The sequence below is a fragment of the Oceanihabitans sp. 2_MG-2023 genome (assembly GCF_030547245.1).
Lineage (GTDB): Bacteria > Bacteroidota > Bacteroidia > Flavobacteriales > Flavobacteriaceae > Oceanihabitans.
In genome coordinates, this window is sequence record NZ_JAUOQT010000004.1 from 186474 (window position 1) to 212696 (window position 26223).

Annotated in this window: 22 protein-coding genes; 11 read left to right on the top strand and 11 right to left on the bottom strand. The window is 30.1% G+C overall.

The genetic code is table 11. From position 1 onward, the window contains the following. The first annotated feature begins 18 nt into the window (after positions 1-18). The 7 genes from ade (at position 19) to Q4512_RS10335 (ending at position 11995) form a co-directional block, all read left to right on the top strand. Positions 19-1644, top strand: coding sequence for an adenine deaminase (ade, locus tag Q4512_RS10305; protein ID WP_303424197.1), 1626 nt, complete (start codon positions 19-21; stop codon positions 1642-1644). 46 nt (positions 1645-1690) lie between these two features. Next, the gene (locus Q4512_RS10310; RefSeq protein WP_303424198.1) at positions 1691-5572 is read left to right on the top strand and encodes a T9SS type A sorting domain-containing protein; all 3882 of its coding nucleotides are present in this window, start codon (positions 1691-1693) and stop codon (positions 5570-5572) included. Positions 5573-5642: 70 nt separating this feature from the next. After that, positions 5643-6599 carry a YheT family hydrolase gene (locus Q4512_RS10315; RefSeq protein ID WP_303424199.1) on the top strand — a complete coding sequence of 319 codons (957 nt, stop codon included), beginning with the start codon at positions 5643-5645 and terminating at the stop codon, positions 6597-6599. Positions 6600-6854: 255 nt separating this feature from the next. Continuing rightward, positions 6855-9329, top strand: a complete 2475-nt coding sequence (locus tag Q4512_RS10320) for an ATP-dependent Clp protease ATP-binding subunit (RefSeq protein ID WP_303424200.1) — start codon at positions 6855-6857, stop codon at positions 9327-9329. A gap of 65 nt (positions 9330-9394) precedes the next feature. Then, complete coding sequence (locus Q4512_RS10325) at positions 9395-9841, top strand: hypothetical protein (RefSeq protein ID WP_303424201.1); 447 nt, start codon at positions 9395-9397, stop codon at positions 9839-9841. A gap of 2 nt (positions 9842-9843) precedes the next feature. Beyond that, complete coding sequence (locus Q4512_RS10330; protein WP_303424202.1) at positions 9844-11190, top strand: DUF5458 family protein; 1347 nt, start codon at positions 9844-9846, stop codon at positions 11188-11190. Beyond that, positions 11177-11995, top strand: coding sequence for a hypothetical protein (locus Q4512_RS10335; RefSeq protein WP_303424203.1), 819 nt, complete (start codon positions 11177-11179; stop codon positions 11993-11995). Before Q4512_RS10330 ends, Q4512_RS10335 begins: the two co-directional genes overlap by 14 nt. Before the next feature lie 8 nt (positions 11996-12003). On the opposite strand, the gene Q4512_RS10340 is transcribed toward Q4512_RS10335, so the two are convergent. The 11 genes from Q4512_RS10340 to Q4512_RS10390 form a co-directional block, all read right to left on the bottom strand. After that, the gene (locus Q4512_RS10340) at positions 12004-13155 is read right to left on the bottom strand and encodes a DUF2169 domain-containing protein (RefSeq protein ID WP_303424204.1); all 1152 of its coding nucleotides are present in this window, start codon (positions 13153-13155) and stop codon (positions 12004-12006) included. Next, a complete protein-coding gene (locus Q4512_RS10345; protein ID WP_303424205.1) occupies positions 13155-13586 on the bottom strand; it encodes a DUF3592 domain-containing protein in 432 nt (143 codons plus the stop codon). Before Q4512_RS10345 ends, Q4512_RS10340 begins: the two co-directional genes overlap by 1 nt. A 5-nt stretch (positions 13587-13591) precedes the next feature. Beyond that, entirely contained in the window at positions 13592-14365 is a 774-nt protein-coding gene (locus tag Q4512_RS10350) for a hypothetical protein (RefSeq protein WP_303424206.1), read from the bottom strand. A gap of 2 nt (positions 14366-14367) precedes the next feature. Next, positions 14368-15333 carry a DUF2169 domain-containing protein gene (locus Q4512_RS10355; protein WP_303424207.1) on the bottom strand — a complete coding sequence of 322 codons (966 nt, stop codon included), beginning with the start codon at positions 15331-15333 and terminating at the stop codon, positions 14368-14370. A 6-nt stretch (positions 15334-15339) separates the two neighbouring features. After that, positions 15340-15780: a hypothetical protein gene (locus Q4512_RS10360; protein ID WP_303424208.1), complete on the bottom strand. Its 441-nt coding sequence runs from the start codon at positions 15778-15780 to the stop codon at positions 15340-15342. A gap of 1 nt (position 15781) precedes the next feature. Beyond that, on the bottom strand, positions 15782-17542 hold the full coding sequence (locus Q4512_RS10365; RefSeq protein ID WP_303424209.1) for a type VI secretion system Vgr family protein: 1761 nt from the start codon (positions 17540-17542) through the stop codon (positions 15782-15784). Positions 17543-17554: 12 nt separating this feature from the next. Next, on the bottom strand, positions 17555-17977 hold the full coding sequence (tssD, locus tag Q4512_RS10370; protein ID WP_303424210.1) for a type VI secretion system tube protein TssD: 423 nt from the start codon (positions 17975-17977) through the stop codon (positions 17555-17557). Between the two features lie 63 nt (positions 17978-18040). Next, on the bottom strand, positions 18041-18430 hold the full coding sequence (gene tssD / locus Q4512_RS10375) for a type VI secretion system tube protein TssD (RefSeq protein ID WP_303424211.1): 390 nt from the start codon (positions 18428-18430) through the stop codon (positions 18041-18043). Positions 18431-18701: 271 nt separating this feature from the next. Then, complete coding sequence (locus Q4512_RS10380; protein ID WP_303424212.1) at positions 18702-19580, bottom strand: TssN family type VI secretion system protein; 879 nt, start codon at positions 19578-19580, stop codon at positions 18702-18704. Between the two features lie 10 nt (positions 19581-19590). After that, positions 19591-20505, bottom strand: coding sequence for a hypothetical protein (locus Q4512_RS10385; protein WP_303424213.1), 915 nt, complete (start codon positions 20503-20505; stop codon positions 19591-19593). A 7-nt stretch (positions 20506-20512) separates the two neighbouring features. After that, positions 20513-21523 (bottom strand): C40 family peptidase, encoded by a 1011-nt coding sequence (locus Q4512_RS10390; RefSeq protein WP_303424214.1) that lies wholly within the window; start codon positions 21521-21523, stop codon positions 20513-20515. Positions 21524-21734: 211 nt separating this feature from the next. On the opposite strand from Q4512_RS10390, the gene Q4512_RS10395 reads away from it, so the two are divergent. The 4 genes from Q4512_RS10395 to Q4512_RS10410 are packed head-to-tail and all read left to right on the top strand — an operon-like array spanning position 21735 to position 26204. Further along, positions 21735-22169, top strand: coding sequence for a GPW/gp25 family protein (locus Q4512_RS10395; RefSeq protein ID WP_303424215.1), 435 nt, complete (start codon positions 21735-21737; stop codon positions 22167-22169). 9 nt (positions 22170-22178) lie between these two features. After that, positions 22179-24008 carry a type VI secretion system baseplate subunit TssF gene (locus tag Q4512_RS10400; protein ID WP_303424216.1) on the top strand — a complete coding sequence of 610 codons (1830 nt, stop codon included), beginning with the start codon at positions 22179-22181 and terminating at the stop codon, positions 24006-24008. 36 nt (positions 24009-24044) lie between these two features. Then, positions 24045-25037 carry a PKD domain-containing protein gene (locus tag Q4512_RS10405; protein WP_303424217.1) on the top strand — a complete coding sequence of 331 codons (993 nt, stop codon included), beginning with the start codon at positions 24045-24047 and terminating at the stop codon, positions 25035-25037. A gap of 12 nt (positions 25038-25049) precedes the next feature. Next, positions 25050-26204: a hypothetical protein gene (locus tag Q4512_RS10410; RefSeq protein WP_303424218.1), complete on the top strand. Its 1155-nt coding sequence runs from the start codon at positions 25050-25052 to the stop codon at positions 26202-26204. Positions 26205-26223: the final 19 nt, after the last annotated feature.

Sequence of the window (26223 nt, forward strand, 5' to 3'; positions counted from 1 at the left end):
AAGAGGAAAGGAATAAAGATGAAATTGCAAGGAAACATAGTAGATATACTAAACAAGAGAATTTTCAAAGGAGAAGTAACTATTACTGACGGAAAAATAACGTCTATAGCAGAAAAAGAAACTACAAATAAGCAGTACATACTTCCAGGTTTTGTAGATGCACACATTCATATTGAAAGTTCTATGCTGGTACCAAGTGAGTTTGCTAAACTAGCTGTACAACATGGAACCGTTGCTACCGTTTCTGATCCGCATGAAATAGCAAATGTGTTAGGAGTTGCAGGAGTAGAGTTCATGATTGAAAACGGAAAAAAAGTGCCCTTTAAATTTAATTTTGGGGCACCAAGTTGTGTGCCTGCAACTAGTTTTGAATCTGCAGGAGCGATTATAGATTCTCAAGACATTAAGAAATTAATGGAGAATCCAGATATTAAATATCTGGCAGAAATGATGAATTATCCTGGCGTTTTGTTTGATGATGAAGAAGTCTTGAAAAAAATAGCACACGCAAAAGCAAATAACAAACCTGTAGATGGTCATGCTCCTGGTGTTATAGGAGAAGATATTACCAAGTATATAGCCGCTGGAATTTATACAGATCACGAATGTTTTACCTACGATGAAGCTTTAGAAAAACTGCAAAAAGGAATGAAAATTCTAATTCGTGAAGGAAGTGCTGCCAAAAACTTTGAAGCATTAATCGATTTACTTCCTGAGCATTTTGAAAATATGATGTTTTGTAGTGATGATAAGCATCCAGACGATTTAATGGTTTCGCATATCAATGCAGTATGTGCAAGAGCAGTTGCCAAAAACATGGATGTATTTCAAGTATTACAAGCCGCATGTATCAATCCGGTAAAGCATTATAATCTGGATGTTGGTTTACTGCAAGTTGGGGATGCTGCAGATTGTATTGTTGTAGAAGATTTAAAGAAGTTTAAAACACTTCAAACCTATGTGGATGGAGAATTAGTGTATGACTACGGAAAGGTTAATGTGAAAGACGTAACTTTTAAAAATTTAAATAATTTCAATACGGAAAAGAAAAAAATAGAAGATTTTAGTTTTAATTCTTCCGCAGAAAAAATTAGAGTTATTGAAGCTTTAGAAGGGCAATTAGTAACGAATGAGCTTATTGAACAAGCAACTATTGAAAATGGAAATCTTGTTTCTAATACCGAAAACGATATCCTAAAAATGACGGTTGTAAATCGTTATAAAAATGATGCACCAGCAATTGCATTTATTAAAAATTTCGGATTAAAAGAAGGCGCAATTGCAAGTTCTGTTGGTCACGATTCCCACAATATAATTGCCGTTGGTGTTTCCGACGAAGCGATCTGCAAAGCAGTCAATCTAATCATTGAAAATAAAGGTGGAATTTGTGCTATAAGCGATTCCGAAGAAAAAATAGTAGCACTTCCTGTAGCAGGAATTATGAGCGATCAAGATGGTGAAACTATAGGTAAGGATTATGCAGCGCTGGATAAAATGGCAAAACAACTAGGAAGCACATTGCATGCGCCTTATATGACGTTGTCTTTTATGGCACTATTAGTAATTCCAGATTTAAAACTAAGCGATAAAGGATTGTTTAGTGGTAAAGAATTTAAATTTACTAGTTTAGAAGTGGTTGTGTAAATCTATTTATCGTAAGTTAGAGGTCTAAATCTACTACCTCTTAATTATGAAAAAACAATTACTTCTTTTATTTACTATTTTTTTATCTTGTTATACTATTTTTGGCCAATGTCCAACAGGTAACATTTATCTAACCAGTCAGCAAGATGTAGATGATTTTGTAACAAACTACCCCTCTTGTACAGAGGTGTTTACTTTAGCTATTTCTGGAGCAGATACTATAGATTTATCTGGTTTGAATTCCATTACTACTATAACTTCTAATTTATCTATTAGCGGAGCAAGTAATTTATTAACCTTAACTGGATTAGATAATATTACCTCTGTTGGTGGTTCATTAAGCCTTGTTAATAATAGTTTACTTAGTGATCTTAGTGCACTCAATAATATAACACAAATTGGCGATTTTCTTAAAATTCAGCAAATTAATACCATTACTAGCATTAATTTTTTAACTAATTTAACAACAATTGGTGGTGCTTTGCAAATTAACAGTAATGCTAATTTAGAATATGTTGACGGTTTAAATGCTCTAACAGAAGTTGGCGCGTTTATTCAAATATCAGGTAATGCAAACATTAGTGATATTTCTAATCTTAATACCATTACTTCAGCAATTCAATATGTGCAAATAAGTGGTAATGCTGTATTGCATGATATAAGTGGATTAAATGGCGTTGAAACGATTACAAGTGATGTTACTATTTCAGGTAATGGAAGCCTAAACGATATTTCTGGTTTTTCAGGACTTACGTCTGTAGATCGTGATTTTTCAATTATCTCTAATAATGCATTAGGAAATATAACCGGATTTCAAAGTTTAAATACCATATCGGGAGATTTTTTAATTACCGAAAATGAGTTGCTTAGTGCGTTTTCTGGTTTTAGTGCGCTACATACTATTACAGGAAATTTTGAAATTATAGAGAACCCAGCATTAAATAGTTTAGCCAACTTTACTGCATTAACTTCTATTGGAGAATATTTTACTTTTGAAGGAAATACTAGTTTTGTCGATTTCACAGGGTTTCAGAGTCTTACAACTGCTGGTGGATTAACTATTCGATTCAATGATGCATTAGAAACCTTTTTAGGATTTGAAGTTTTAACAAGTTTAACAAGCGGTTTGCATATTTCTTATAATGATGCACTTTTAAATGTAAATGGATTTGATGCTTTAACTTCTTTAGGAGGAGGTCTTTATGTTTATGCAAATAATGCGCTATTACATTTAAATGCTTTTAATAATATCCAATCCATTGGAGGAGATGTTACTATTGGAACTACATTTCAAGATGCAACTAATAATTCTCTGAGTAGTTTGCCCTTTCAACAACTACAAACAATAGGAGGAGATTTAAACATTGCTGTAAATGGAGCTTTAGTTGATTTATCTGGTTTTAACGCGCTACAAACCATAAACGGGCATTTAGATATTGAAGTGAATCATGCCATGACAGATATTTCTGGGTTTAATATGTTGACTTCTGTCGGAAATGGAACAGGAGAAGATTATATAGGTTTAGCCTTAAGATATAATGAGTCTTTACAGTATATTTCAGGATTCAATGCATTAGAAACCATTGATGACGGATTATTAATTTTAACAAATGGCGCGTTGGAAGGAATTACAGGTTTTCAAAATGTAGCTATCATAAATGATTATCTTTTTATTAATGAAAATGATGCGCTTACAGATATTACCGGTTTCGGTTCTTTAACAACTATAAATGGAGATTTAAGATTGGGGATTTGGGAAAACTCCTCCTATAATTCTAATGGAAACTTAGCATTAACAAGTTTAGCAGGTCTAGAATCTTTAAATACTATTACTGGTGATTTATATATAGTTTCTAACCCTAGCTTATTAGATGTAGATGCTTTAAGTGGTTTAAATACGATTGGAGGTATTTTAAATATAGAAGGTTTTGAAGGTGAAGGAAATGGAGCGCTTCAAAATTTAAACGGACTAAGTGCTTTATCTAATATTGGAGGAGATATTTTAATAAATAACAATAACAGCCTAGTTGCTATTGGAGGTTTATCTTTAATAACAGAAGCAAACGGAAGGTTAGCCATTACTGGGAATGCGTCGTTATTAGATTTAACAGGATTAGATAATCTAACGTATGTAGAAGAAGATTTAAGTGTTTTAAATAATCCTAGTTTATTGAACCTTCAAGGTCTTAATAGTGTTTATGATGTGGAAGATTTACAGATTAATGGAAATGATTCCATGGTGGATTTATCTGGGTTAGAATCCTTAGAAATAATGCATTTTACAACAGGAGGAGGAGAGCTTACAATTTATGGAAATGAAAATCTGGTTTCTCTAGATGGTATTGAAAATTTAAGAGCATTACGTCGATTTAGTATTTCTAATAATCCATTGTTAACAGATATTTCTGGATTATCTAATGTCGATCATAATTTGTTGATTTCTATAAATTTAGGTGGTAATACATTGTTGTCTGTATGTAACATTGTAAGTGTTTGTAATTATTTAAGCATACCAGAAAATTCCGCTTTTATTAATTATTATAATGGCGTTGGATGTCAAAATAGAGATGCAATTTTAGAAGCTTGTACTAATGGAACGAACTCTTTAAGTGGTACGCTTGTGTTTGATCAAAACAATAACGGCTGTAATCTTTATGATACCATTACCGTTAATGATAGAGCAATTAGTATCCAACAAGGAGCTTATGAAGTAAGAACCTTTACGGATTCTGAAGGAGCTTATAAAGCCTACGTAGAAACGGGAGATCATGAAGTAATAGTAGACATAGATACAAATGTTTTTCATGTTTCCCCAAGTCCTGCAGTAATTACTTTTGATGGCTATGGAGAGCCTATTAATCAGGATTTTTGTGTTACAGTAAATCAAATTACAGAGGATGTTAGAATAAACATATTGCCTACAAGTGAAGCACGACCAGGTTTTGAATCCGCCTACCAATTGGTGTATCAAAACATGGGGACAACATCCATTTATGGAGAAATAAATTTTGAATATGATGAAACCATGCAAAATTTCATTTCCCCTTTGGATGCGCAAGACACGAATGGAGATATCTCTTTTAACTATTATTTGGAACCATTTGAAACAAAAAAAATAGATTTAGTTATGCTTACGTTGCAGCCGCCTGCGGTGAATGGTGATGATGTTTTAGTCTTTAATACATCGATTACTATAAATGAAACGGATGCAAATCCCGAAGATAATGTATATACTTTAGAGCAGATAGTTGTAAATTCATACGATCCTAATGATAAGACCGTTTTACAAGGTGCTGAGATTGATATTTCAGAAGCAGGAAATTATTTAGATTATATTATTCGATTTCAAAATACAGGAACCGCAAGTGCAATTAATGTTAGAATTGTAGATGAATTAAATGATAAGTTAGATTGGAGTACTATTGAACCAATAGCCTCAAGTCATACGAATAGAGTACAAGTTAACGGTACTACGCATGTAGCATTTATTTTTGACGACATTGATTTACCTGCACAGCAAGATGATGACGCTGGAAGTAATGGTTTTATTGCATTTAGAATAAAACCTAAAAATAATGTTGTAATTGGAGATGTTATTACTGGAAATGCGAATATCTATTTTGACTACAATCCAGCAATTGTAACCAATACAGTTAGCACAGAAATTGTGGATGCTTTATCTATTGCAGAATTTCAAGCAGTATCCTTTATAATGTATCCAAATCCGGCAAATAACCATTTAACCATCTCTGGTAATTCTGTTATTGATACCATTACTATTTATGATGTAAATGGTAGAGCATTGAAGGCAATTAACTATGATGCTAATGTTGTTGAAATAAATATTACAGATTTATCTTCAGGGATTTATTTTATAAAAATTCAATCCGGAGAACAAAATGAAGTTAAAAAAATCATTAAAAAATAAACTGCTATTTTAAATAATTACATAAAATTGCATCTTTAAACGGATGCATTTTTTTTTTTAAATATATATTATGCCAATACTTAACGCCACATACAAGCCTTCTATTTTTTTTAGAAATGGAAATATAGCAACCATATATTCAGGACTTATTCGAAAAGTTAAGTTAGAACAAAAACGCGAGCGTATTACACTTAACGATGGAGATTTTCTGGACTTAGATTGGAGTTATGCCAAAGAGAAATCAGAAAAGTTAATTATTGTTTTACACGGTTTAGAAGGTAATGCGCAACGCCCTTATGTTACTGGTCCTGCAAAACTATTTAATGAAAATGGCGTCGATGCTGTATGTGTTAATTTTAGAGGTTGTAGTGGCGAACCTAACTTAAAATACAGAAGTTACCATTCAGGCGCAACCGAAGATTTACATGAAGTTGTAACACATATTCTTGAAACTAAAAACTATTCCGAAATTTATATCAATGGATTTAGCCTTGGCGGAAATATTTCCTTAAAATACTTAGGAGAAGAACGAATTATTCCGAAACAAATTAAAGGAGCTATTGCTATTTCAGTTCCTTGTTTTTTAGAAGGTTCTGCTAACGAATTACATAAGATTAAAAATAAACCGTATGCTATCCGATTTAAAAAACATTTGGTAGATAAGTTAAAACCAAAATTAATACAGTTTCCAGAAAGAATCACAGCACAAGAAGTGGATTCTATAAAACTATTAAGAGATTTTGATGCAGTATATACTTCTAAAGCACATGGTTTTAAAGACGCAAAAGATTATTATACAAAATCTAGTTGCCTTCAGTTTTTACCAAACATACAAGTGCCAACATTAATAATAAATGCTTTAAACGATTCGTTTTTATCTCCAGAATGCTATCCTATAAAAGAAGCAAAAAACAACGAAAATTTGCACTTAGAAATGCCTGATTTTGGTGGTCACGTTGGTTTTATTCATAAAGGAAAATATTACTATAATGAACTTCGTGCTTTAGAATTTGTTGCAAAATTATAAAGGACGTATTTTCTGTGTTTTGTTTAAAATTAATACTTCCGTAAAACGAAAAAAATCCAATTAACACCTTTTTTATCTATTATATAATTCAAAATTCATCGTTTAAAAACCATTGAAAACGTTGAAAAACAAATAGTTGTATTTCTCTTTTTTTATTTCTAAATTAGATTAGCCTTATTTCCTAAATAACAAGCCTGCATATGTTAACCTTTGCTCTTTTTTTTTATTAAAGAGTGACTAACAAACTTATATACTATGTCAGATTACGTTTTCTCAAATATGCTAAAAGAAGCAATTCATATTGCACAAGCCGTTGCAAAAGAATATTCGCATAAACAATATTCATCTGCTCATTTGCTAAAAGCATTAATGCATAAAAATATTGGTTTGATTACATATTTAGAAAGTATTGGTCAAGATGGTTATTATGTAGAAGAATGGGCAGAAGTACGTCTAGAGTCTTTACCCAAAACTACCAAAATCCCAGAAAATCCTTCTGGTGACAACTCTGTAGAGTCGGTTTTGTATGAAGCAGATAATATTAAATTAAAATTAGGTTTAGAAGAAGTTACAGTGCATTGTGTACTTATCGCATTGTGTACTCCAGGAGTTGGATTTACTTTCGAGCAATTAAAATCCTTCTCATTAACACCAAATGAAATCATAGATAACTTGGGCGTTAAAGAAAGTACATCTAATACTGCAACAGGAAAAGGAACAACTTCCAATACAAATAATTCTATTGGTACAGGAACACTTTCACAGTATTGTATTGATAAAACTCAAAAAGCTAGTAATGATGAATTAGATACTATTTCTGGACGGGAATCTGAAATTAAAATGATTGCAGAAATCTTAGGAAGACGCTCGAAACCAAACGTACTTATTTTAGGAGACCCAGGAGTTGGTAAAACAGTTTTATTTAATGGTTTGGCGTATGCAGCAGTAAATAATAATGTACCAGAGCATTTAAAAAGTGCAAGAATTTTTGAACTAGATTTTATTAATTTAGTTTCTGGAGCAGGTTATAAAGGTGAAATTGAAGACCGATTAAAAAAAGTTATAGAAGAAATAAAGCAATTCCCAAAAGCCATTTTATTAGTAGATGAAATAAATAATCTAACCGATAAAAACCAAGGTAATCAAGGTTTGGCGAATTTATTAAAATCGGAATTAGCCAAAGGGGAACTCACTGTAATTGGTACTGCAACTAATGATGCATTTAGAAAGCATATTGAAGTAGATGAAGGATTAGCCCGTCAATTTGAAACGGTAAGATTGGTAGAGCCAAATGAAGATGAAGCCTATAGAATGATTAAAAATACGGTGTCTTATTATACAGAACATCACGATTTAGAGATAGATTCAGAAACTATACAAGAGGCTATTCGGTTGGCAAAACGTTATAATAAAGAACGAAGTTTACCAGATTCTGCAATCGATTTAATAGATAGAACGATGTCTGCAGCAAAATATATGATTGAAACATCTGTAGACGAAATTAATAGTATTCAAGAACATTTAGATCTACTAAAAGAGAATAAAGAATTAAAAGATGAAGCCATTTTAAAAGAACAAATCTGGGAATATGCTTTAATGAAAAACAGATTAAGTTATTTACTTTTTGATGAGTTAGGAGATGAAAATCATTTTGAAAAAGTGAAAACGCCAAAACAAGGCTTTAAAGCTTTAGGCGATATTTTAAAGCAATTATTAGAAATCGCTTCTATAGAAAAAGTTGCAATTAATAAAAACGATGTTGCTTCTACTATAGCAAATAAAACAGGAATTCCAACTGGGAAACTACAAGCAGATGAAAAAGAAAGACTGCTTAATATGGAAGAAGTCTTACAACGAAGAGTAATAGGTCAAGATCACGCCATTAGTGTAATAACATCTGCGGTTTTAGAATCACGTTCAGGTTTAAGTAAACCAGGATTACCAGTAGGATCTTTCTTCTTTTCTGGTCCTACAGGAACTGGAAAAACAGAACTAGCAAAATCGTTAGCAGAATTTTTATTTCAAGATGAAAATGCAATACTTCGTTTTGATATGTCTGAGTTTAAAGAAGAACATTCTGCAGCATTATTATATGGAGCACCTCCAGGATATGTAGGCTATGAAGAGGGTGGATTATTGGTAAATAAAATTAGACAAAAACCATATTCTATTGTCCTTTTTGATGAAATAGAAAAAGCACACCCTTCGGTTTTCGATATATTTTTACAAATATTAGATGAAGGAAAATTAAGCGATAGACTAGGTAAAGTTGGTGATTTTTCGAATGCAGTAATTTTATTTACTTCCAATATTGGTAGTCAACATATTGTAGACTCTTTTGATCAAGGAATCATTCCAAAATCGAACGATTTACTTGAAATAATGGGAAGTTATTTTAGACCAGAGTTTTTAGGAAGATTAACTGAAATCATTCCATTTTCACCAATAACGAAGGAAAATGTAGTGAAAATCTTTAAAATTCAATTAAAAGGATTACTTAAAGCTTTAGAGAAACAAGAAATTACTTTAGATATATCTGAAAAAGCAATGACACATCTTGCCGAAAAAGGCTTCACTCCAAAATATGGAGCAAGACCTTTACGAGGTGTCATTAGAACAGATTTACGTTCTCCATTATCCAAAATGATTATATCTGGAGATATTACAAAAGGAGCAAAAGTTTCACTAGATATCGATGCTAAAAAAGAATTAAAGTGGCAATATAAATAAGTTGATAGTAACTAATAAATTGCTTATATTTATCATAATCAAAGAATTAACCAAACAAAAACAATATGGATACTTACGGAATTGGTGGTACAGAAGTAAAAACAGATGCTAATGAAGCCATACAAGAAATACCTCAAAACAGAACACTTTTTGTTGAAAAACTAACACAAGATCAACCCATAAAACCAGAAGTTGTGACTGGATTAAAAACTATTGAAGAAGTTTTTGAACATTACAATCCTGAAGTAGAAGTAGAGTTTGAAGATACCGATGGTGTTGGAAGAAAAGAAAATTTAAATTTTAAAAATTTAGGTGACTTTGGAGACAAAGGCATTACAAAACAAAGTTCCTTTTTAAAAGATCTACACACAGAAAAAGATCAGTATATAAAAATAGCAAAGCAATTAAAAACAAATAAAATTTTAAAAGCAGCTTTAGAAAATCCCGAAGCAAAAGCATCTTTATTAGAAGCTATGAGAGCATTACTAACAGAAATTGAAGAAAGCAAATAATTATGGCAAAAGCACAACAACAATTTTCTCCAGTAGAAAATCCAGCACAACATTTAAAAGAAAAAAGTGAACAACTTGCCAAATATGGAGGTTTTGATCTGTTAGAATCTTGTATAGAAGGTGTTCAAAATATGAATCCAGAACGCAAAGCTAGAAAAAGAATATTTCTTACAGAGCAAGCAAAAAAAGACGATAGAGAACAGCTTAAAAAAGTATTAGAAATTTGGTCTTCAGTTTTATCCGAATCCGATAATATTTCAGAAATGGTAGAAGCTTCAGAAACAAAATCGCAAACAGCTAATGGCTCTTTAAAGAAAAATTTACATAAAGCTTTAGAAGCTACCAACGATTTAGAACGATCGTATAGATCTATGGCTTTATTTTATAAAAATACAGAATCCGATAAGTTAAAAAACATATCGATAATGAATGCAGAACTAGAGCAAGTTAAAGATTTAGATAATACTAGATTTATAGATGCTGTAGCTGAAGAATTAAAATCTACTTATGATCGTTTAGATCTGAGAGAAAATTACGGACTATTAGTTATTCCTGGTTATTTAGGATCTAATAAAGTTGTTGAAAAGTGGGCTAAAATAGCACACGAAAATAAAGCAATGTTAGTTACAGATTTTGAACATTTAGATGAACCAGATGATGTTATGGAAATGTTTGAAGCTGCTAATTTAACTAGTGGCGATAAATATAAGTCGAACGTAATTATGGCTTGTAACTGGTTAGTAGGTAGAGGTAAAGTAGATGAAGTAGGAGAGGAAGACGATTTATTTGTTCCACCAGCAGGTGCTTTGGCAGGAAAAATATACCAAACTTTAATGTCTCAAGTTACTGCAGGTAAAAAGTTTGGTGGTATTAACGAAATTGATGGTGTACGTTTCGATCTTAAAAAGAGTGAAATTGCGCATCTTGAAAAAATGGGACTAGTACCAATGGTTAAAGAATATGGTAAAGTAATGGCATTCTCTGCTAAAACGTTATTTAATGGAGACAACCTTGGGTTACAAACGTATTCTGTAGTTCGTGTATTTGATTATGTAACTAAAGTATTGATGGATTTCTTAAACCGTCGTGCTTTCGAAAACTTTAATGCAAAAACTAGAAAAGAATTAATGGGACAAATAGTTAAGTTTTTAGATGGTATTACTGGACCAGATAAACTTATTGAAGATTTTTCTATTAAAAGATTTGAACAAGATCCTAAACAAAAAGACAGAGTGTTTTTAGATATACATATGAAACCTTATTTTCCAGCCAAAAATTTCATGATTAAAATGGATGGTCAAAAAGGAGATGATGGTACCGAATGGGATGCTGATTATGAGCAACAATAAAGAGAAAATATTATTATTAAGTAAAGGTAGTACAGATATTGTTAAATTAACAAAAAAGTATTTAGGACGTACTTTGAATGGTAAACTATCTTCATTAGAAGCCGATTTTAAAAGTTATTCGGACTCCGTAAATATTGCTGTAGATAATAATGATGATTTAGTAGCGATTTTTAATTCCAGTTTTATTAATGAATGGGAAAAAGGTTTAGTAAAATATATTAGTTTAAAAGATGGTATAATAAAAAATAAAATCTACTACTTAAAAATAGAACTTGGTAATAATTCAAATGAAATTAATAAACATAAAACAAAATTAAAAAAACTTCTTAATGAGTTTGATTTGTTTAAAGGAGAATTAGCCAAAAAAGATAAATTCATGAAGTCGGTAGACAGTATATTGAATGCAGATCAATATTCCAGCTATACCAAAATTGCATTTAAAGCTATTGATGCTCCTCGAGCGGCTACAAAGGAACTATTAAAAAGTGAGTTGGATGGAAAATTTAAGGATATTGTTAAAGAACCATTTAAAGATTTTTTTCCAGACAAAGAAGCCTATATTAAAAAAGGATTAGGTAACATAGCGGATTATACTCAGAGTCTGGGTGTAAATTACAAATATGTTAAAGGCGAATTATCTTTTACTTCTTATTCGGGTTTTGTAAAAGAGTCTGATAAAATTATATTAGAATTACATAAAGCATATAGAAAAAGGGAAAGGATTAGTTTAGAAATCCCTTTTTTAAAACGAGGAATGGGGAATTGTGGTTCTTCCTATTTATGGGCATATGGAGCTAGATTTTAAAGTTATAATTAGTTCCACTTCACTTCAAAAGGCATTTTTTCTAATTCTTCCTCCATATACGGTCTTAATGCTTTAATTGTACCACACCAAACAATACTTAAGCTATTGGTGTCTGGTTCAATAATAACACTATGCATATTTACATCTGCTTTAATTAGTTTCCCTTTTCTATTATCAATTTTTATTTTAGGTTGTTCATTGGGTAATTTAAAAACAAATTCTGTTTTATTAGGGTGTATATTTGTTAATCTACAGGATTCTCCACCATGTAAATATCTAGATTGTAAGCCTAAAGATGCACTATTAAATGCTCTAAAATTAAAATGCGCTTTCTTAATTTCAAATCTACTTTTTAGGATTTCTTCATCCACTAACTTCTTAGTTATCTCGTAAGCATCTTCATCAAATCCTTTAGGAATTGGATACATACCAAAATAGGCAACCCTAGGAAACCAACCAGGATGTACAAAATCTGTGGCAACAGGTAAAGGCATTTTTTGCCAATGAGCTATAGATTTACAAACAATATTTTCAGGTGTTACTAATTGATATGGATTCTCTAGATTTGGCAATTCAACCTTTTCTAAGCCTTCTTCATTTAATGAAGTAATATATCCTTTACCTTCTGGATTTCTTTGGTATCTATAGGGGCTTCCAGCTAAAAGATCTGTAACTTCATTTAAATATTTTAATTTAGTATCATTTTCAATTCTTTCTTTTAAATGTCTTTCAGCCAATAGGTCTTTTCCTCCATAAGCAAAATTATATGTTAGTGGAACTTCTAGTATGTTTTCAGGAGTTGTAAAAGTTGGGATTCCGTTGTTTGCTTTATAAAGATTTCTATTCCCAAAAATTGTAATATCTAACTTCAATCTTGCAATTTCAACACAAGCTTGAAATGAATTTGTTTTTTTATTCGTTCTTGCCTTTCCTTTTACAATTACATCAGTTAAAGGTTTGTAAGTGTATAAATCAATATCTTGATCAATATGCTTTTCATTATCGTCATAAAAAGTATGCTCCTTTGTTATTGGTTTTTGAACTTCATTATATATGCATGTTCCATTATTAAGAATAATATAAGTTCTTTTTACTATTAAAGATAAAATAGGTTTACCACTAACATTATTTCCAGAAATGAGCTGTATAGTTTCTTTCATTATTTTTTTAATATTAAAAGAAGAGGTATTAAAAAGCCTATTATTCCTGTAGTTAATAAGATAAATAAAAACCTCCAGGGAAAGCTTTCTTCAATATATGCTTTTTTCGGATTGTTATTATCGTAATATACTTTTACAGTACTTCCAATTGCATATTTTTTTTCAGATTTATAGGAGGTAGACTGAACCATTATTTCTTTTTTATCGGTTTCTGTGATAAATTTAAAAACAGGTGCATAATCTGTTCCTTTATCAAAAACAGCTTGGTCATTATTAACTTTAGACCTATAATCTATAATAGTCCCGTTAGTTATAGACGCATTTTTTTTAAAATTATTCAAAGAAATTAATGACCAAAGGGCATATATCGATATTGCAATACCACCAATTAATATCAAATAATAATATATAGAAGTCGAGATTGAGTTCATGGTGATTAGTTTAAGTTTTCTCCTTGTGAATAGTAATCATTCATATACTCATTAATTTGTGTGTCTGCTTGATCTCCTACCCAACTTAATGGGGAGTTTTCACTAGCAGCTGGTCCAATTGGAGAACCGACAAAAAAACCAATGGTAGACTCTACAACACTACTAATGACTTGTCCGCTAAACGAATGACTAAATAATACGCTAGTCATTAAACCAGCACTAACCGAAAAATGACCTGCTAATCTAGCGGTGCCTCCCATTGCCGCTTTACCTAATCCTGCACCAATTAAATTGGCAACACCAGTGATAAAAACATCTACAGCAAAACTTAGTACACTAGCTAAATAATCTGAAAAATTAAAACCAGCCATGTTCGTTCCAGGAGCAATTACAGTATTAATACTATTCATTGGAATTGGGTCTGAACAATTTAAGTTTAATCCGGCATAAATTAATGGAGCAATAGCAGTTGGTTGGCCTCCGCTTAAAACGGAAAAGGCACCAAACTCTGAAACAGAACCACTAGTTAATACTAAAATAGGAAATAATATATTACCAGCTACATGACCAATTCCCATACCTATATCTGAGCCTCTATTTAGCACTAGGAAATTATGTGACATAATAGTTGGTTGTATTTTAGCAGAAGTTTGAAGTCCTCCTAAAAGTTGTGCTACAAAATGTGGCATAGGAACAGGAACTACTGGAGGGCCTGGAGTACCCAAATGGATATCTGCGCCTAGCATTGGGTGAATATTTGTATGTATAGAACAATGCATAATTAAGCTGTTGTATTTAATGAAAATTCTCTAATTTCCATAGGGTTAATTGTATATCTAAATGGAAAACGATAACTAATAAATACCTTTTTCTTATCTGGAATAACACCTATTTGATCAATATTCATTTTTCTTTTTAGTTTTTTATCTCCAAGAATAATATCTATTTCTAAGTTGTTTGAAGGAATATTAAAAGCAAATTGATTACTTTCTGTCACACCTTCAATACTTATAGTATCCATTATATTTACCTCTTCTATTATTAATTCAGGAAATGCAGAATTAAAAAACTTCAATTTCAATTTTTCAATTTTAGACTTCTCTTCATTTAGTACTAAGTTATTTTTTGCTTTTATTGACATAATAGGAAAGGAAGTAATACCTGCTGGTTCTTGCCAAGAATTCCATTTTGTAATACGATTGTTATAATGTTCAATATTTGGTAGTACATTACCTATGGCTTCTTCTTTTTTATGATAATATCCTTTGCCATAAGGGTTTGCTGGATATGGGATTTCTAGACCATCCCATTTTGCTGTTCCTCCAAAGGCATTATGTAAAGTGAGTGGAATTTCGGTAAATGGTTCGGGTGCACTAATACTTAAACTACCGAGAAATGATTTCCAAGTCCTTTTTCCATATACTTTTATTTTATGTATTGGCTTATTATTAATATTTACAACAACTTCACTCTCTGTCACTGGTAATCCATTAAGTGCTTTAGCACTACCAAAAACCATTAAATCGATTCCTCCTTTGGCGTATACATCATCTGTGTCCATTGGTCCATATTCGCTTTCCCAAAATGTTTGATGAAGACCCCATTCTTGGTCTTTACTAATTTTTAAAGATTCATCATCTAAAACATCATAAGTTATTCTACACATTATAGCCATTGCTATGCAGTCATTATCCAGTGCTGTTCTATGAATTAAAGTATGAAAAGATGTATTATTAATGAATTCCATTATTTTTTAATCGCAATTAAGTTTTACTCTTTCTCCATTTAGTTTAATATCATCGTTCGCTTTAAGTTTAACATCTCCTAAGTATGCTTTTATATATTGTGTTTTTGCGGTTTCTATATTTTCTCCTTGTGTTTTAATTGTTTTATTACCCTTTACAAATTGATTAAAATTGCCTTCACTTTTAAGGAAAAGTTCTTTTTTGCTTTTTATATCAATATTTTCAGCAGATAACTGGAGTTTTTTGCTAGCCTTAATATTTATATTTTCAGCTTCTATATTTAGATTAGTTCCTTCATTTGAAACTTCAATAGTAAAAAGTGCTACTCCTTGTGCATTACGAACTTGAATAACGTCCTTCTCTTCTTTTTCAAGAATAGCCAAACTATGTCCTTTTTTTAAAGGTTTTTCGTAAATAGGGTTTTCTGTTTTTTCTAAAAATGTTTTCATATTAATTAAGTTTTACTTGACCTCCTTTTATTTCGGTCATAGCTGTTCCATTTACTTTTGCATTGGTTGTTGCATTTACTTCTGCAGTTATCCCTTTTAGTTCTGCTTTGCCAGTTTTTGCTTCTAAAGTGGCAGTTCCTCCATCTGCTTTTAATTCGGTATTAGAGGTTAGCCATAAACTAGAATCTCCAGCTATTGTTGTATCTGGAGAACCTACATTTAATGTTTCTCTTGCATCAAAAAAGCCAACTTTACAGTCTATATTAAATTGTTCTACAGCACTAATTAGAATGTTACCTTCGCCATCTAAAAGAATCATACTTCCAGCTTTGTCTTGCAGTTTTATACTGCCGTTACATCCATTTATTTCAATTATAGATTCGCCAGACTTAATCATTTTAATACAGTTGTCAGGGTCTTTACTTCCTGAAGGTGGTGCAGTGTTCGAGTTGTATACTCCACCAACACTATAAGGGATTTCTGCATTTCCTCCTTCAAAATCGATTAAAACTTCATCTTCTATTTCAGGAATAAAAAAGAAGCCTTGACCTCGTGATGCACTTGGTGAAATACACCTAATCCAAGGTGTTGTTAGTCCATCTTGTCGTTGCCATGAGAACTGTACTTTTATTCTGCCCATTCCATCTGGATCGTGATTTTCTATAACTTTAGCCATTTGGCTTTGTGCGATAGGAAAAGCATTGATATTAGTTTTTGGGTAGGCATCAATATTTGTAGATGTAGCTTCAAAAGAATTTTCATATAAGCCATTATTAGAAAGTGAGTGGGAAACCTTAGTCACTCTATAGGTGCTTTGTGAAATTTTTATACTATTACCTATAGAAACTCCAGGATTGTCAGAAGAACCTGAAACTTGAATTTGGTTTGTTTGTATGGCTGTTTGTTGTAGTTTAACGTAATTGTCTATGCGATTTCTGGTGTTACCATCATCAGGAATATTAACCCAAACACGTGTTGGGTTTGTATAAATTTCTTTTGAGTTTTCATTAATTTGACTAAAATTGCCTTTTTTAGAGCTCTGGACTGAGGAGGATGCAATTTCGTGAACATCATTAACTAAATAATCGTTTGTAAAATAATTGAAATTTTGTGGTATAGGAGTAAGTGAAGTATTAAAATCGTGCAAATCTCTTCCGAGAATTAATTCAAGATCATCACTGTTTTTTGGTATGCCAAAAACTAATTCTTCTCCATTATAAAATAACCATTCTCCATTTCTAGAAGCCATTCGTTGCGCAAAAGCAAAACAGCTTTCATTATATTGTACGGTATAGGTTATGGGGTCTGTTAAGTTTGAGTTTTCCGTGTTTATTTTGAGCTTAGAAGTATCATAGTTTTTAAAATTATCTTTTATAATATCAATAAAACTCATGTTGTTATAGGACATGTAATGTGGCCCATCTGAAGCTATAACTGTTGGACTGTTAGCCATTATTACTACATTGTCGCCATTACTTGCATGTAGACCTTTATTATAGTTTAAACCTGTAATAATACCTTTAAATTTAAGTGTACCATAAGTATCTTTTTTTTCATAAGATATTGTTTCAATGGTTATGATAGTTCCTAAAATATCTTCAATGTCATGATTATTAGCTTCGCAAAATTTCTGAATTGTTTTCAAGAAGCAATGCAATTCCATGCTGTGGTGTTCTCCTATGGTTTGATGTAACTGACAACTATTATAGTAGGATAGTTTATTACCATTTATGTGAATAGATGTTTTTGAAAGTATGGCCATAGCAATTTAATATTAAAAGATTTCCCAATTATTTTCATAGCTTACGTCGTTGATGTCAACCGCACGAGCCGAAATAGCTATTCGTGTTTTCATAGGGAGCGCATCTTCAGCACTAAATTCTTCGTGATAGCTTACACAAATCCCATCATAAAAAGTGAGTGTTTTGTTACTTGACATACTGTCTCTATTGTAAAAAACGATTTCTCCGTCTTTAAAGGTATGTGGCATTACCATCCATGCTAAGATATCTGTGTTGCCAGTTGATTCTATAAGAACATGTATAAGTCCAGCTCTGGGTAGTTCTACAGGTCGACCATCGGGTCCTATATTTTGTGTAAAATCGAAAGAGCATTCCAGTACATTGTTTTCCTCTTCATCAATAATTAATTTTGCTAAAAAAGACATAATCTGTGTTTGTTTAATAATAGTGTACAATAATCCTAAGGAGTGTAGTAATTACACTCCTTGAATTTTGAATGTATAATAATTATAGAGGGCTTATTTTGTCCACTCATTAATATGCTCGCCGTTTCCTATACCAATAGTTTTAGCCGAGATTACAACAGTTTCTGCCATAGGGTTTTCTCCAGAGTGATCAAATTTTTCACTGTAGTTTACCATGTAAGCTTCTGTGAATTTTAATTCTTTTGCCTTAGCATCTGTATCTCTTTTTAAGAAAGTAATAGAGCCGTCTTTACGTTCAAAATTATTGAACATCCAGTCTGATAAAGAGGTGTCTGCAGTAGATTCTACTGTGATTTTAATTTTTCCTCCTCTTGTTATAGATGAAGGACGACCTGTTGCATCCGTTTCTTGGTGTAACTCATAGCTACAGTTTAGCACATTGTACTCGTTTCCGCCAACATTTAGTTTTGATTTAAATGACATAATAATTGATTTTAATTAATAATTAACTAATAAGAAGAATGGTTTTAAACTATTTAAAGTTACAGTATTTTACTTAATACCACAAGGTTTAAAAATTTTTTATCCAAATTAACTAGTTAAAAATTAAAGGTTTAACTTAATTTATTTACTATTTAATATTTTTTAAAGCAAAAGGTTAACATAAATCAACTTATTTATTTTTAGTTGTATTTAGTTGGTACTTGTAGGATGCAGAAATCGTATTGTTTCTACTAGATTTGCGGAGAGCTATTTACTTGTTTATTCTTTTACAAACAATTACATCGTTTTCATTAATGCTATTGTTTATCACTGTTTTTTCATAATTAATGTGTTTTACACTTCCAAACCAATTTTTGGGTTTAAAATAGAAAACCCACTCTTGAGGTTGCTTATTATTAGGGTCAAGATACTCGATGGTGCTTTCTGGATGTCTTTCGTTATAGTCGTTAATAAAGAAATAAAAGAGTTTTCCAAATTCCATATTTTCTGGTGCCTTGATTCTAAAGTTTGTAATTTCATTAATTTCGTGTTTTTTCTGAAACTCAAAACTTATTACAGCAGGATTTATTAATTCGTTTTTAGTTGGGTCTTTTATGCTTTTATCTAAAGGAAACACCCATTTTTTATATACAGGAATTGGTATGTTGAAAGCAAATTCGTATAATTTTTTAAATAAAAATGGAATAATAAAACAAAGTCCAGACCCTAAAAAAATAATACTAAAATTGGGTCTAAATCTATTTACTACGTTCATGTATGCTATAAGACCAATACATAAGATAATTATGGAGAATAAGAATTCGTTAAAAAAATCTGTTTTATCATTTTGTAAGTCTGGAAAATATTTATCCATTACATGTAAGTGTAAAAAACCTAATGCAAAAAAAACGAGTTGAATGCCTATAAAACTGTTTAAAGGTGTATCGTTTAATACAAAATGAGAGCTTAGTAAAGCTGTTAGTGCAAATGTTATTAGAATAAAAAGTAAGTATAATATTGCTGCTTTTTTATTTTTTGTAAAAATGCTTCTTAACTTTTTCATTAAACCAAGTATAATAGAGCTAATAAAAAACAAGCCTAAGCTTACTTTAAACATGTTTCCATTCATTATATTGGTTAATGCATTCATTCTTTTAGAATTATATTAGTGTTGTTAAACCTATTATTGGTTCTTTTTCTTTACTTAATAAAAAACCATCCTTAAGGTTAACTTTAAAGGATGTTTTTATTTCTACTTCCATAGGAAAAAAGTAATCGTAAAACACATTTAAAAATTTAGAAAAACCATCTTTCTCTAAATAGTCTTCAATTTTATCTTCTAAAATTGGGCCTATTTCAACTTGATATACTGGTTGTAAAATAGAATCATAGGTGTTAGTAAGTGTAAAATTTGTTCCTAAATAATTATCGGTATTATTTAATTTACGATTATTTATCTCTTTTGGATTAAATACTTTTTTAATAGTTACTTTTTTGTTTATAATATTTTCTAAGCAAAGACTAGTTAGTTTTATATCTCCAGCTATTTTATAGCTATATGGTAATAATTTTAATAGTTTTAATAGATACTTTTTGGGTATGGAACTATCTACTTTCCAGAAGTTTATTAAAAATTCATCATCTAAATTTAGAAAATTATTTAATAAATCTTGCTCTTTAGTTTCAATTTTTAATTTTTGGTTAAAAAATTCATTTTCTAGAGGAGAGAAGAAGTGTCTAGCTTTGCTTTCTTCTTGCTTGTAATTTTTTCGTAATTCGCTATAGCCTAAAGTTCCTTTAGAGGTGTCTTTAGTATGAAAAAGGCCTTCAGGTAAATGATCGTATAAACCATTTCTACTTAAATTTAGATGTAGTTTGTTATTTTCGTCTATTGTACCTACATCTAAAATATCCCTTCTATGCGATCTTTTAAATGTGCTTTTGTTATTTATTATTATGTCGTCTTTATGAATAGCTGTGTTTTTATTCAATTCTGCAACGATTACTTCGGCTTTTAAGTTTTGATAAACAGATATTAGTTCTTCAAAAATTTGTTCTAATTCATCTGTATTCATAGTTGTTTTAGTTTTTTTGTCTTCTTCCTCCAGCTACAAATATTCTAGTCCAAAATGCATTTGTTAGGTTACTTATTTTTACGCCAGATAGCCCATTGTCTTTAGAGTACGAGGTAGCATGAACAAAATAGCCGTTATGTAAATAAATACCAACATGACTAATGGTACTTTTATTTTCTCCAAAACCTTTAAAAAACAATAAATCTCCTTCACGTAAAAATTCTTTTCCTAAAAACTTATCGGTTAGTTTAGAATCAAATTGTTTTTGTGCAGTTCTTTCTATATGCACGTCATAAACAGAATTATATAATCTTTGTGAAAATGAGGAGCAATCTATTCCTTCTTTATTTTCTCCTCCTAGAATATATTTTGTTCCCTCCCAAGCTTCAATAAAGTCATATAGTTTAGTGTTCGATATTGTTTCTGGTGTAACATCTAGTTTCGCTCCATATTTTATTTGTGTACTAGTAATTTCTGTGGTTGTTACATTTGTATTACTAGGTATGGTATTGTTTTCAACAACAGGAATGTTTTCAGCGTTTTTCTTTTTCTGTTTAAGCAGTTTTTTTCTTTGTTTTTCTAATTCTTTTTCTTTTTTCTCTTTTTCTTTTTTGGAGTCGGCAAGCAAATCCTCTTTTTCTTTTTCTGCTTTTTTAGCGTTCTTTTTTTGCTCTTTTATTGCTTTTTCCCTTCTTTTTCTTTCTTTTTTGTTTACTACTATTGTTACATTATCCATGATAATGTTTTTGCCTGATTCTACTTCAATAAGTAAATATCTTGTATTATAACCTTCTTTAGTAATTGTTACTACTTGATCTCCAATTGGGATCTCTTTAAAAATGTTAAATGCACCATTTAAATCAGTGCGTTGTGCTATAGTTGTGCCTTCTATTGCAACAATCGCATCTGTAACATTAACCGATGTGTCTTCTTCTGTAACAATACCTTTAAAAGAAATTTGAGCATTACCAATAGAGCTTATCAAAAGTGCTATTATAAGTAGTAATTTAGTATTCATAATATATGTTTTGATAATTAATGTTTTTTTTTAATTAATGTTAACCAATACTAAAAAATAATATTAATAAAAGTAGCAAATAAATGTATTTAAACAATTTTTAATCTATGATTTGTAAAAAAAAGTCGTTAATTATATTGTTTTTGTATTTGAAAAACAGGGTTTTATGTTTTAAGTATAATAAAAATCCTATATTTACTACTGTAATATTATGAATAAACATTTTTACAAATTACCAATTAAACCAGATAGCTTTTTTACAAAAAAGGAGCATGTTACCTGTGATTTAAAGCAGTCTATTGCACATTATATCCATTTAATTAATACCACTCACTTTGGCGAGTGTAACTTTGAAGAAAGTTTTGGGAGTTCTATTTGGGAATTAGATTTTGATAACTTAAAGAGTTCTAATATTCTAAAATCTTTGATTAAGAGCTCTATTGAAGATTCTATTAAGACCCATGAAAAAAGGTTAACTAAGATTACTGTAGATGTAAAAATTAAACAAGAAGAAATTTTAAATGCAGATTCGGTAAATAGAATAAAAAAAAGAGTAGATCTTGTAATTAATGCTAAAGTAAAACTAACAAACGAAGATTTTAAGTATGTAGAATACTTTTATATAGGACCATTATCATATCAATAAAATTACGAGATGAAAACAGAATCTTTCGAACATATAAAAAATAGAATGGTAAAAAAAGCGGCTTCCATTTGGGGAGTTGCAGCTAATGAAATTGAAACCTCTTTTGATCCTGTTGTATCTTTGCTCATTTCTGCTTGTGCTTCAGAAATTTTAAAAATTCAGGCAGAGTTAAACGAATCACAAAATATAGTTACTGAAAAATTAGTACAGCTAATGACTCCGGAAACTGCAATAGGTTCTAAACCAGCACATGCAATTTTACATGCTAATACATTAGATAAAAAAACAAACATAAAACCAGAATATCAATTTTACTTTAAAAAACGCACCACAGAAAAAAAGGGTTCACAAACGGTAAAAAATATTTTCTTTTCTCCAATTCAAGATTTTAACCTTATAAATGCAAATGTTAAATATTTAGCTTGTGGTAATAAGTGTTTTAGTATAGATGAAAAAAAAGAAAAAAGCCTACTAACAAAAAATAATGCTAAAGAAGAGTTGCAAGCTTCTACAATATATTTAGGTATAGAAAGTAGTTTGAAAGAATTACCATTACAAGATATATCGTTTTACTTTGAAATTGAGGATATCGATAATAGTGAATTATTTTATCATTATTTAAACCAAGCAAAATGGTCTATAAATAATAAGGAATTAAAAACACAAGAAGGTTTTTACAATAGTAATAAACTAAACGAAATTAACTTAAATACCATTTTTAAAGAAGTTTCTAGTAATACGCAAAATATCACCAATCATGTATTACAATTCTACAAAAAAAACTTCATAAGTATAAAAAATAAAAAAAACTATACAACTTCCGTTTCCGAAGATTTAATAGACTTTATAGCAACGAACCAATTAGAAATCCCAAAGAGTATCACTTGGATTAAAATAGAATTCTCTAGAGTTATAAATAATACAATTTTGCAAAAAATATATTGCTCTTTAAATGCTTTTCCTGTTTTAAATAGAGAATTAAATTCTTTTAGTTATCAAGTAAAAAATTACATTAATATATTACCTATTAATACAGAAGATCATTTTTTAGATGTTAAATCTATTGTAAATACAAATGGAGAAGTATATACACCAAAACTTAAAGATGTAATAAATACAAAAAAAGGAAATTATACGATACGAGGTAATAATGTAGGCAAACTAGATCAACGTAGTGCAAAAGAGTATTTAACACATTTAATTGAATTGCTTAAAGATGAAAGCGCATCCTTTTCTTTTTTAAATAATGATTTTTTACATACCAATATTAAAAACTTAAATCAGTTAATTTCTTTATTAGAGAAAAAAGTGATTGCTTCCAAAAATACATTTACCGAAAGTAAATATATCACCCTAGAACCATATAGTAAAAAGGAAAACCTATTAGTAGATTACTGGACAACCAATGGAGAAGATGCAAATAATATTAAATCTGGAAATGAAATTGAGGTTTATAAAGCAATAGGTATAAAGCAAAAAGGAAGTTATTTGTTAACTACAACTTTTGATGGTAAAAATGATTTAAATATGGAAGAACGCCTTAATTCCTATAGACGTTCTTTATTATCAAGAGACAGAATTGTAACCAAAGAAGACGTTAAAGCGCTTTGTTATGAATTGTATACTGATAAGATTGAAACAGTAGAAATTAAGAAAAGTTATACCAATAGCATGGAAGTAAATAAAGGAATAATACCATGTATAGAAATACTTTTACATCCAAATAAAAAAATAAAATTTGAACAAATAGAATGGGATTCACTCAATAGTAGTTTGATGCTTTTTTTAGAAAAAAAATCGGTGAATATATTTCCATATAAAATAAAAATAGTAAATTAATACTTGTTTTAAGAGTATTAGAAAATTAATAATACAATGAAAAATACATCCACATATTTAGATAAATCTGTAATATATACTTTCTTTGGTGTCTTTTTTTTATCCGCATCCATGTTTGCATTTAAATATTCAAAATATGCACCTTGCGAAGATGTAAGTTTTAAAATCTCTACAAATAATTATACCATTGGTTCACTAATTAAATTTGAAGACCAAACTGAAGGAGCTAATAATTGGCATTGGAATTTTGGAGATAGCACATTAACTTCAACACAACAAAAACCATTACATGTTTATTATAAACCTGGAGAATATCAGGTTAGGTTACTAGTTAATGGCATTTGTGAGCAGTCGGAAACCATTACCATTTTACAAAAAAAAGAGCTTTTAGATTCTACAAAGTTTCCAGTATTTAAAATTCCTAAAACCATAGAAGTTGGTACCACATTAATAGTCGAAGACCAAACAGAAAATGCTTCTAGTTGGGAGTGGCGATTTGGAGAAACTGCAGAAGCAAATGCAAAAACTAAATTAGCATCTTACATTTATAAAGAACCAGGTTTTAAAACCATTTCATTAATTATTAATGGAGAATTAAAATATATATCTAAGCAAAAAATAGAAGTATTACCATTAAAAGAAGAAGAAGAAAATACATTTATTGATATACCTGAAAAACCTTCAGAACCAGTTTGGGATATAAAAGAAGCACCTGAAACTACAGTAATAAAAGATAAACCCGATACCCCAAAATTAGTACCATATATTGGTCACGAAGATTTTAAAGAAAAACTTATTCTTGTTTCCAAAGAGAAAATGAGCCCTAATCAATTTGTAGATTATTTTTGTGGCGATGTTAATAAACCTATAATCGTAAATGGCAAAAACACTACATTTTTAGTCTTTTGCGAAAAAATTAAAGACAAAAAAATAAAAATTAAAAACTTTGAAATCTTTAGAGACAAAGGCTCTAATTGTATAAAAACAATTACTATAGACTATAAAAAATCTGGTCTTGGACTATTTTAAACTAATGAAATAATGAATACACAAGATAAACATAGAGTAAATTGGATAGATGGAATGAAGATTAATAAAGATCACTTTATTGATTTTGAAGAATCTATGGTTTATGCCATTAAAAACTCAGAGCAAAAACAAGTAACACCAATAAGTTATGGTCTATTACCAGATTTTTCAGAACAGGGAAGCTCTATAGATCTATTAATTTCTATTGATGGACAAAGCACTATAGAAGTCATACTCAATAAATGTCATGCAATTACATTAGGTGGTTATCAAATAAATATTTCTGAAAGCACAAAACCATTACTAGAACAATCTGGTTATATTTTAAAACAACAATATAATGTAGGTATAGAAGATAATACGTTTTATATAGTGCTTACAGTAAATCCTTTTCAAAGAGTTCCAGTAGGCGATGCAGATCCAAATGAAGAACCGCCAAGACATCCATATGTATTACCAGAATATAAATTAGATATTCTAGCAAGTACCGAAGTTTCCAAAAGAGAACTTGGTTTACATCATATAACCATAGGGAAAATAGATGTTAAAGATGGAGTGCCAACATTAGTAGAAAATTTTATTCCGCCTTGTAAATCTATTCAAAGTCATGCAGATTTAAAATTTACATTTCAAGAAATTGTAACCTTTTTTAATCTAATCGAATCTTATGCAATGCATATTATTCAAAAAATATATCAAAAAAAACAAGCAAACGATCTGTCGCATATGGTATTACATATTTCACAGCGCGTACTTGAAAATTTAAACCGAAGTATTCCAGAATTTAGAATGCAAGACAAATACCAACCACCAATTGTAATGATTAATAAACTATCTGGTTTAGCAAGAGTTATAAAAAGTAGTTTAGATGTATATGTAGGAACAGGTAAAGAAGAATTATTAAACTATTTAACCGATTGGTGCGATTTAAATCAAGGCGCTTTTGAAAATGTACTAGTAGATATGTTAGAAATTAAATATGAACATACAGATATTAATGCAGCCTTATTAAAAGTGTCTTCCTTTTCTAAATTGATGCTTTCCTTATTTAAAAAATTAAATGAATTAGATTACATAGGAAAAAAATCGGACTCTAGCATTTTTGTAAAAGAAGAAGTAGTAGATAATGTAGAAGTTAAAAGCCGAAGAAGCTTTCTATTAGACTAATAAAACACTAAAATATAAA

Bases quoted from the DNA above. Each gene is read 5' to 3' on its own strand.
- Q4512_RS10335 (WP_303424203.1), top strand. From the start codon at position 11,177: ATGAGCAACAATAAAGAGAAAATATTATTATTAAGTAAAGGTAGTACA.
- Q4512_RS10400 (WP_303424216.1), top strand. From the start codon at position 22,179: ATGAAAACAGAATCTTTCGAACATATAAAAAATAGAATGGTAAAAAAA.
- Q4512_RS10380 (WP_303424212.1), bottom strand. From the start codon at position 19,580: ATGAATGCATTAACCAATATAATGAATGGAAACATGTTTAAAGTAAGC.
- Q4512_RS10330 (WP_303424202.1), top strand. From the start codon at position 9,844: ATGGCAAAAGCACAACAACAATTTTCTCCAGTAGAAAATCCAGCACAA.
- Q4512_RS10385 (WP_303424213.1), bottom strand. From the start codon at position 20,505: ATGAATACAGATGAATTAGAACAAATTTTTGAAGAACTAATATCTGTT.
- Q4512_RS10310 (WP_303424198.1), top strand. From the start codon at position 1,691: ATGAAAAAACAATTACTTCTTTTATTTACTATTTTTTTATCTTGTTAT.
- Q4512_RS10320 (WP_303424200.1), top strand. From the start codon at position 6,855: ATGTCAGATTACGTTTTCTCAAATATGCTAAAAGAAGCAATTCATATT.
- Q4512_RS10315 (WP_303424199.1), top strand. From the start codon at position 5,643: ATGCCAATACTTAACGCCACATACAAGCCTTCTATTTTTTTTAGAAAT.
- tssD (WP_303424211.1), bottom strand. From the start codon at position 18,430: ATGTCATTTAAATCAAAACTAAATGTTGGCGGAAACGAGTACAATGTG.
- Q4512_RS10355 (WP_303424207.1), bottom strand. From the start codon at position 15,333: ATGGAATTCATTAATAATACATCTTTTCATACTTTAATTCATAGAACA.
- Q4512_RS10395 (WP_303424215.1), top strand. From the start codon at position 21,735: ATGAATAAACATTTTTACAAATTACCAATTAAACCAGATAGCTTTTTT.
- Q4512_RS10345 (WP_303424205.1), bottom strand. From the start codon at position 13,586: ATGAACTCAATCTCGACTTCTATATATTATTATTTGATATTAATTGGT.
- Q4512_RS10350 (WP_303424206.1), bottom strand. From the start codon at position 14,365: ATGCATTGTTCTATACATACAAATATTCACCCAATGCTAGGCGCAGAT.
- Q4512_RS10360 (WP_303424208.1), bottom strand. From the start codon at position 15,780: ATGAAAACATTTTTAGAAAAAACAGAAAACCCTATTTACGAAAAACCT.
- Q4512_RS10405 (WP_303424217.1), top strand. From the start codon at position 24,045: ATGAAAAATACATCCACATATTTAGATAAATCTGTAATATATACTTTC.
- Q4512_RS10325 (WP_303424201.1), top strand. From the start codon at position 9,395: ATGGATACTTACGGAATTGGTGGTACAGAAGTAAAAACAGATGCTAAT.
- Q4512_RS10390 (WP_303424214.1), bottom strand. From the start codon at position 21,523: ATGAATACTAAATTACTACTTATAATAGCACTTTTGATAAGCTCTATT.
- Q4512_RS10410 (WP_303424218.1), top strand. From the start codon at position 25,050: ATGAATACACAAGATAAACATAGAGTAAATTGGATAGATGGAATGAAG.
- ade (WP_303424197.1), top strand. From the start codon at position 19: ATGAAATTGCAAGGAAACATAGTAGATATACTAAACAAGAGAATTTTC.
- Q4512_RS10365 (WP_303424209.1), bottom strand. From the start codon at position 17,542: ATGGCCATACTTTCAAAAACATCTATTCACATAAATGGTAATAAACTA.
- Q4512_RS10340 (WP_303424204.1), bottom strand. From the start codon at position 13,155: ATGAAAGAAACTATACAGCTCATTTCTGGAAATAATGTTAGTGGTAAA.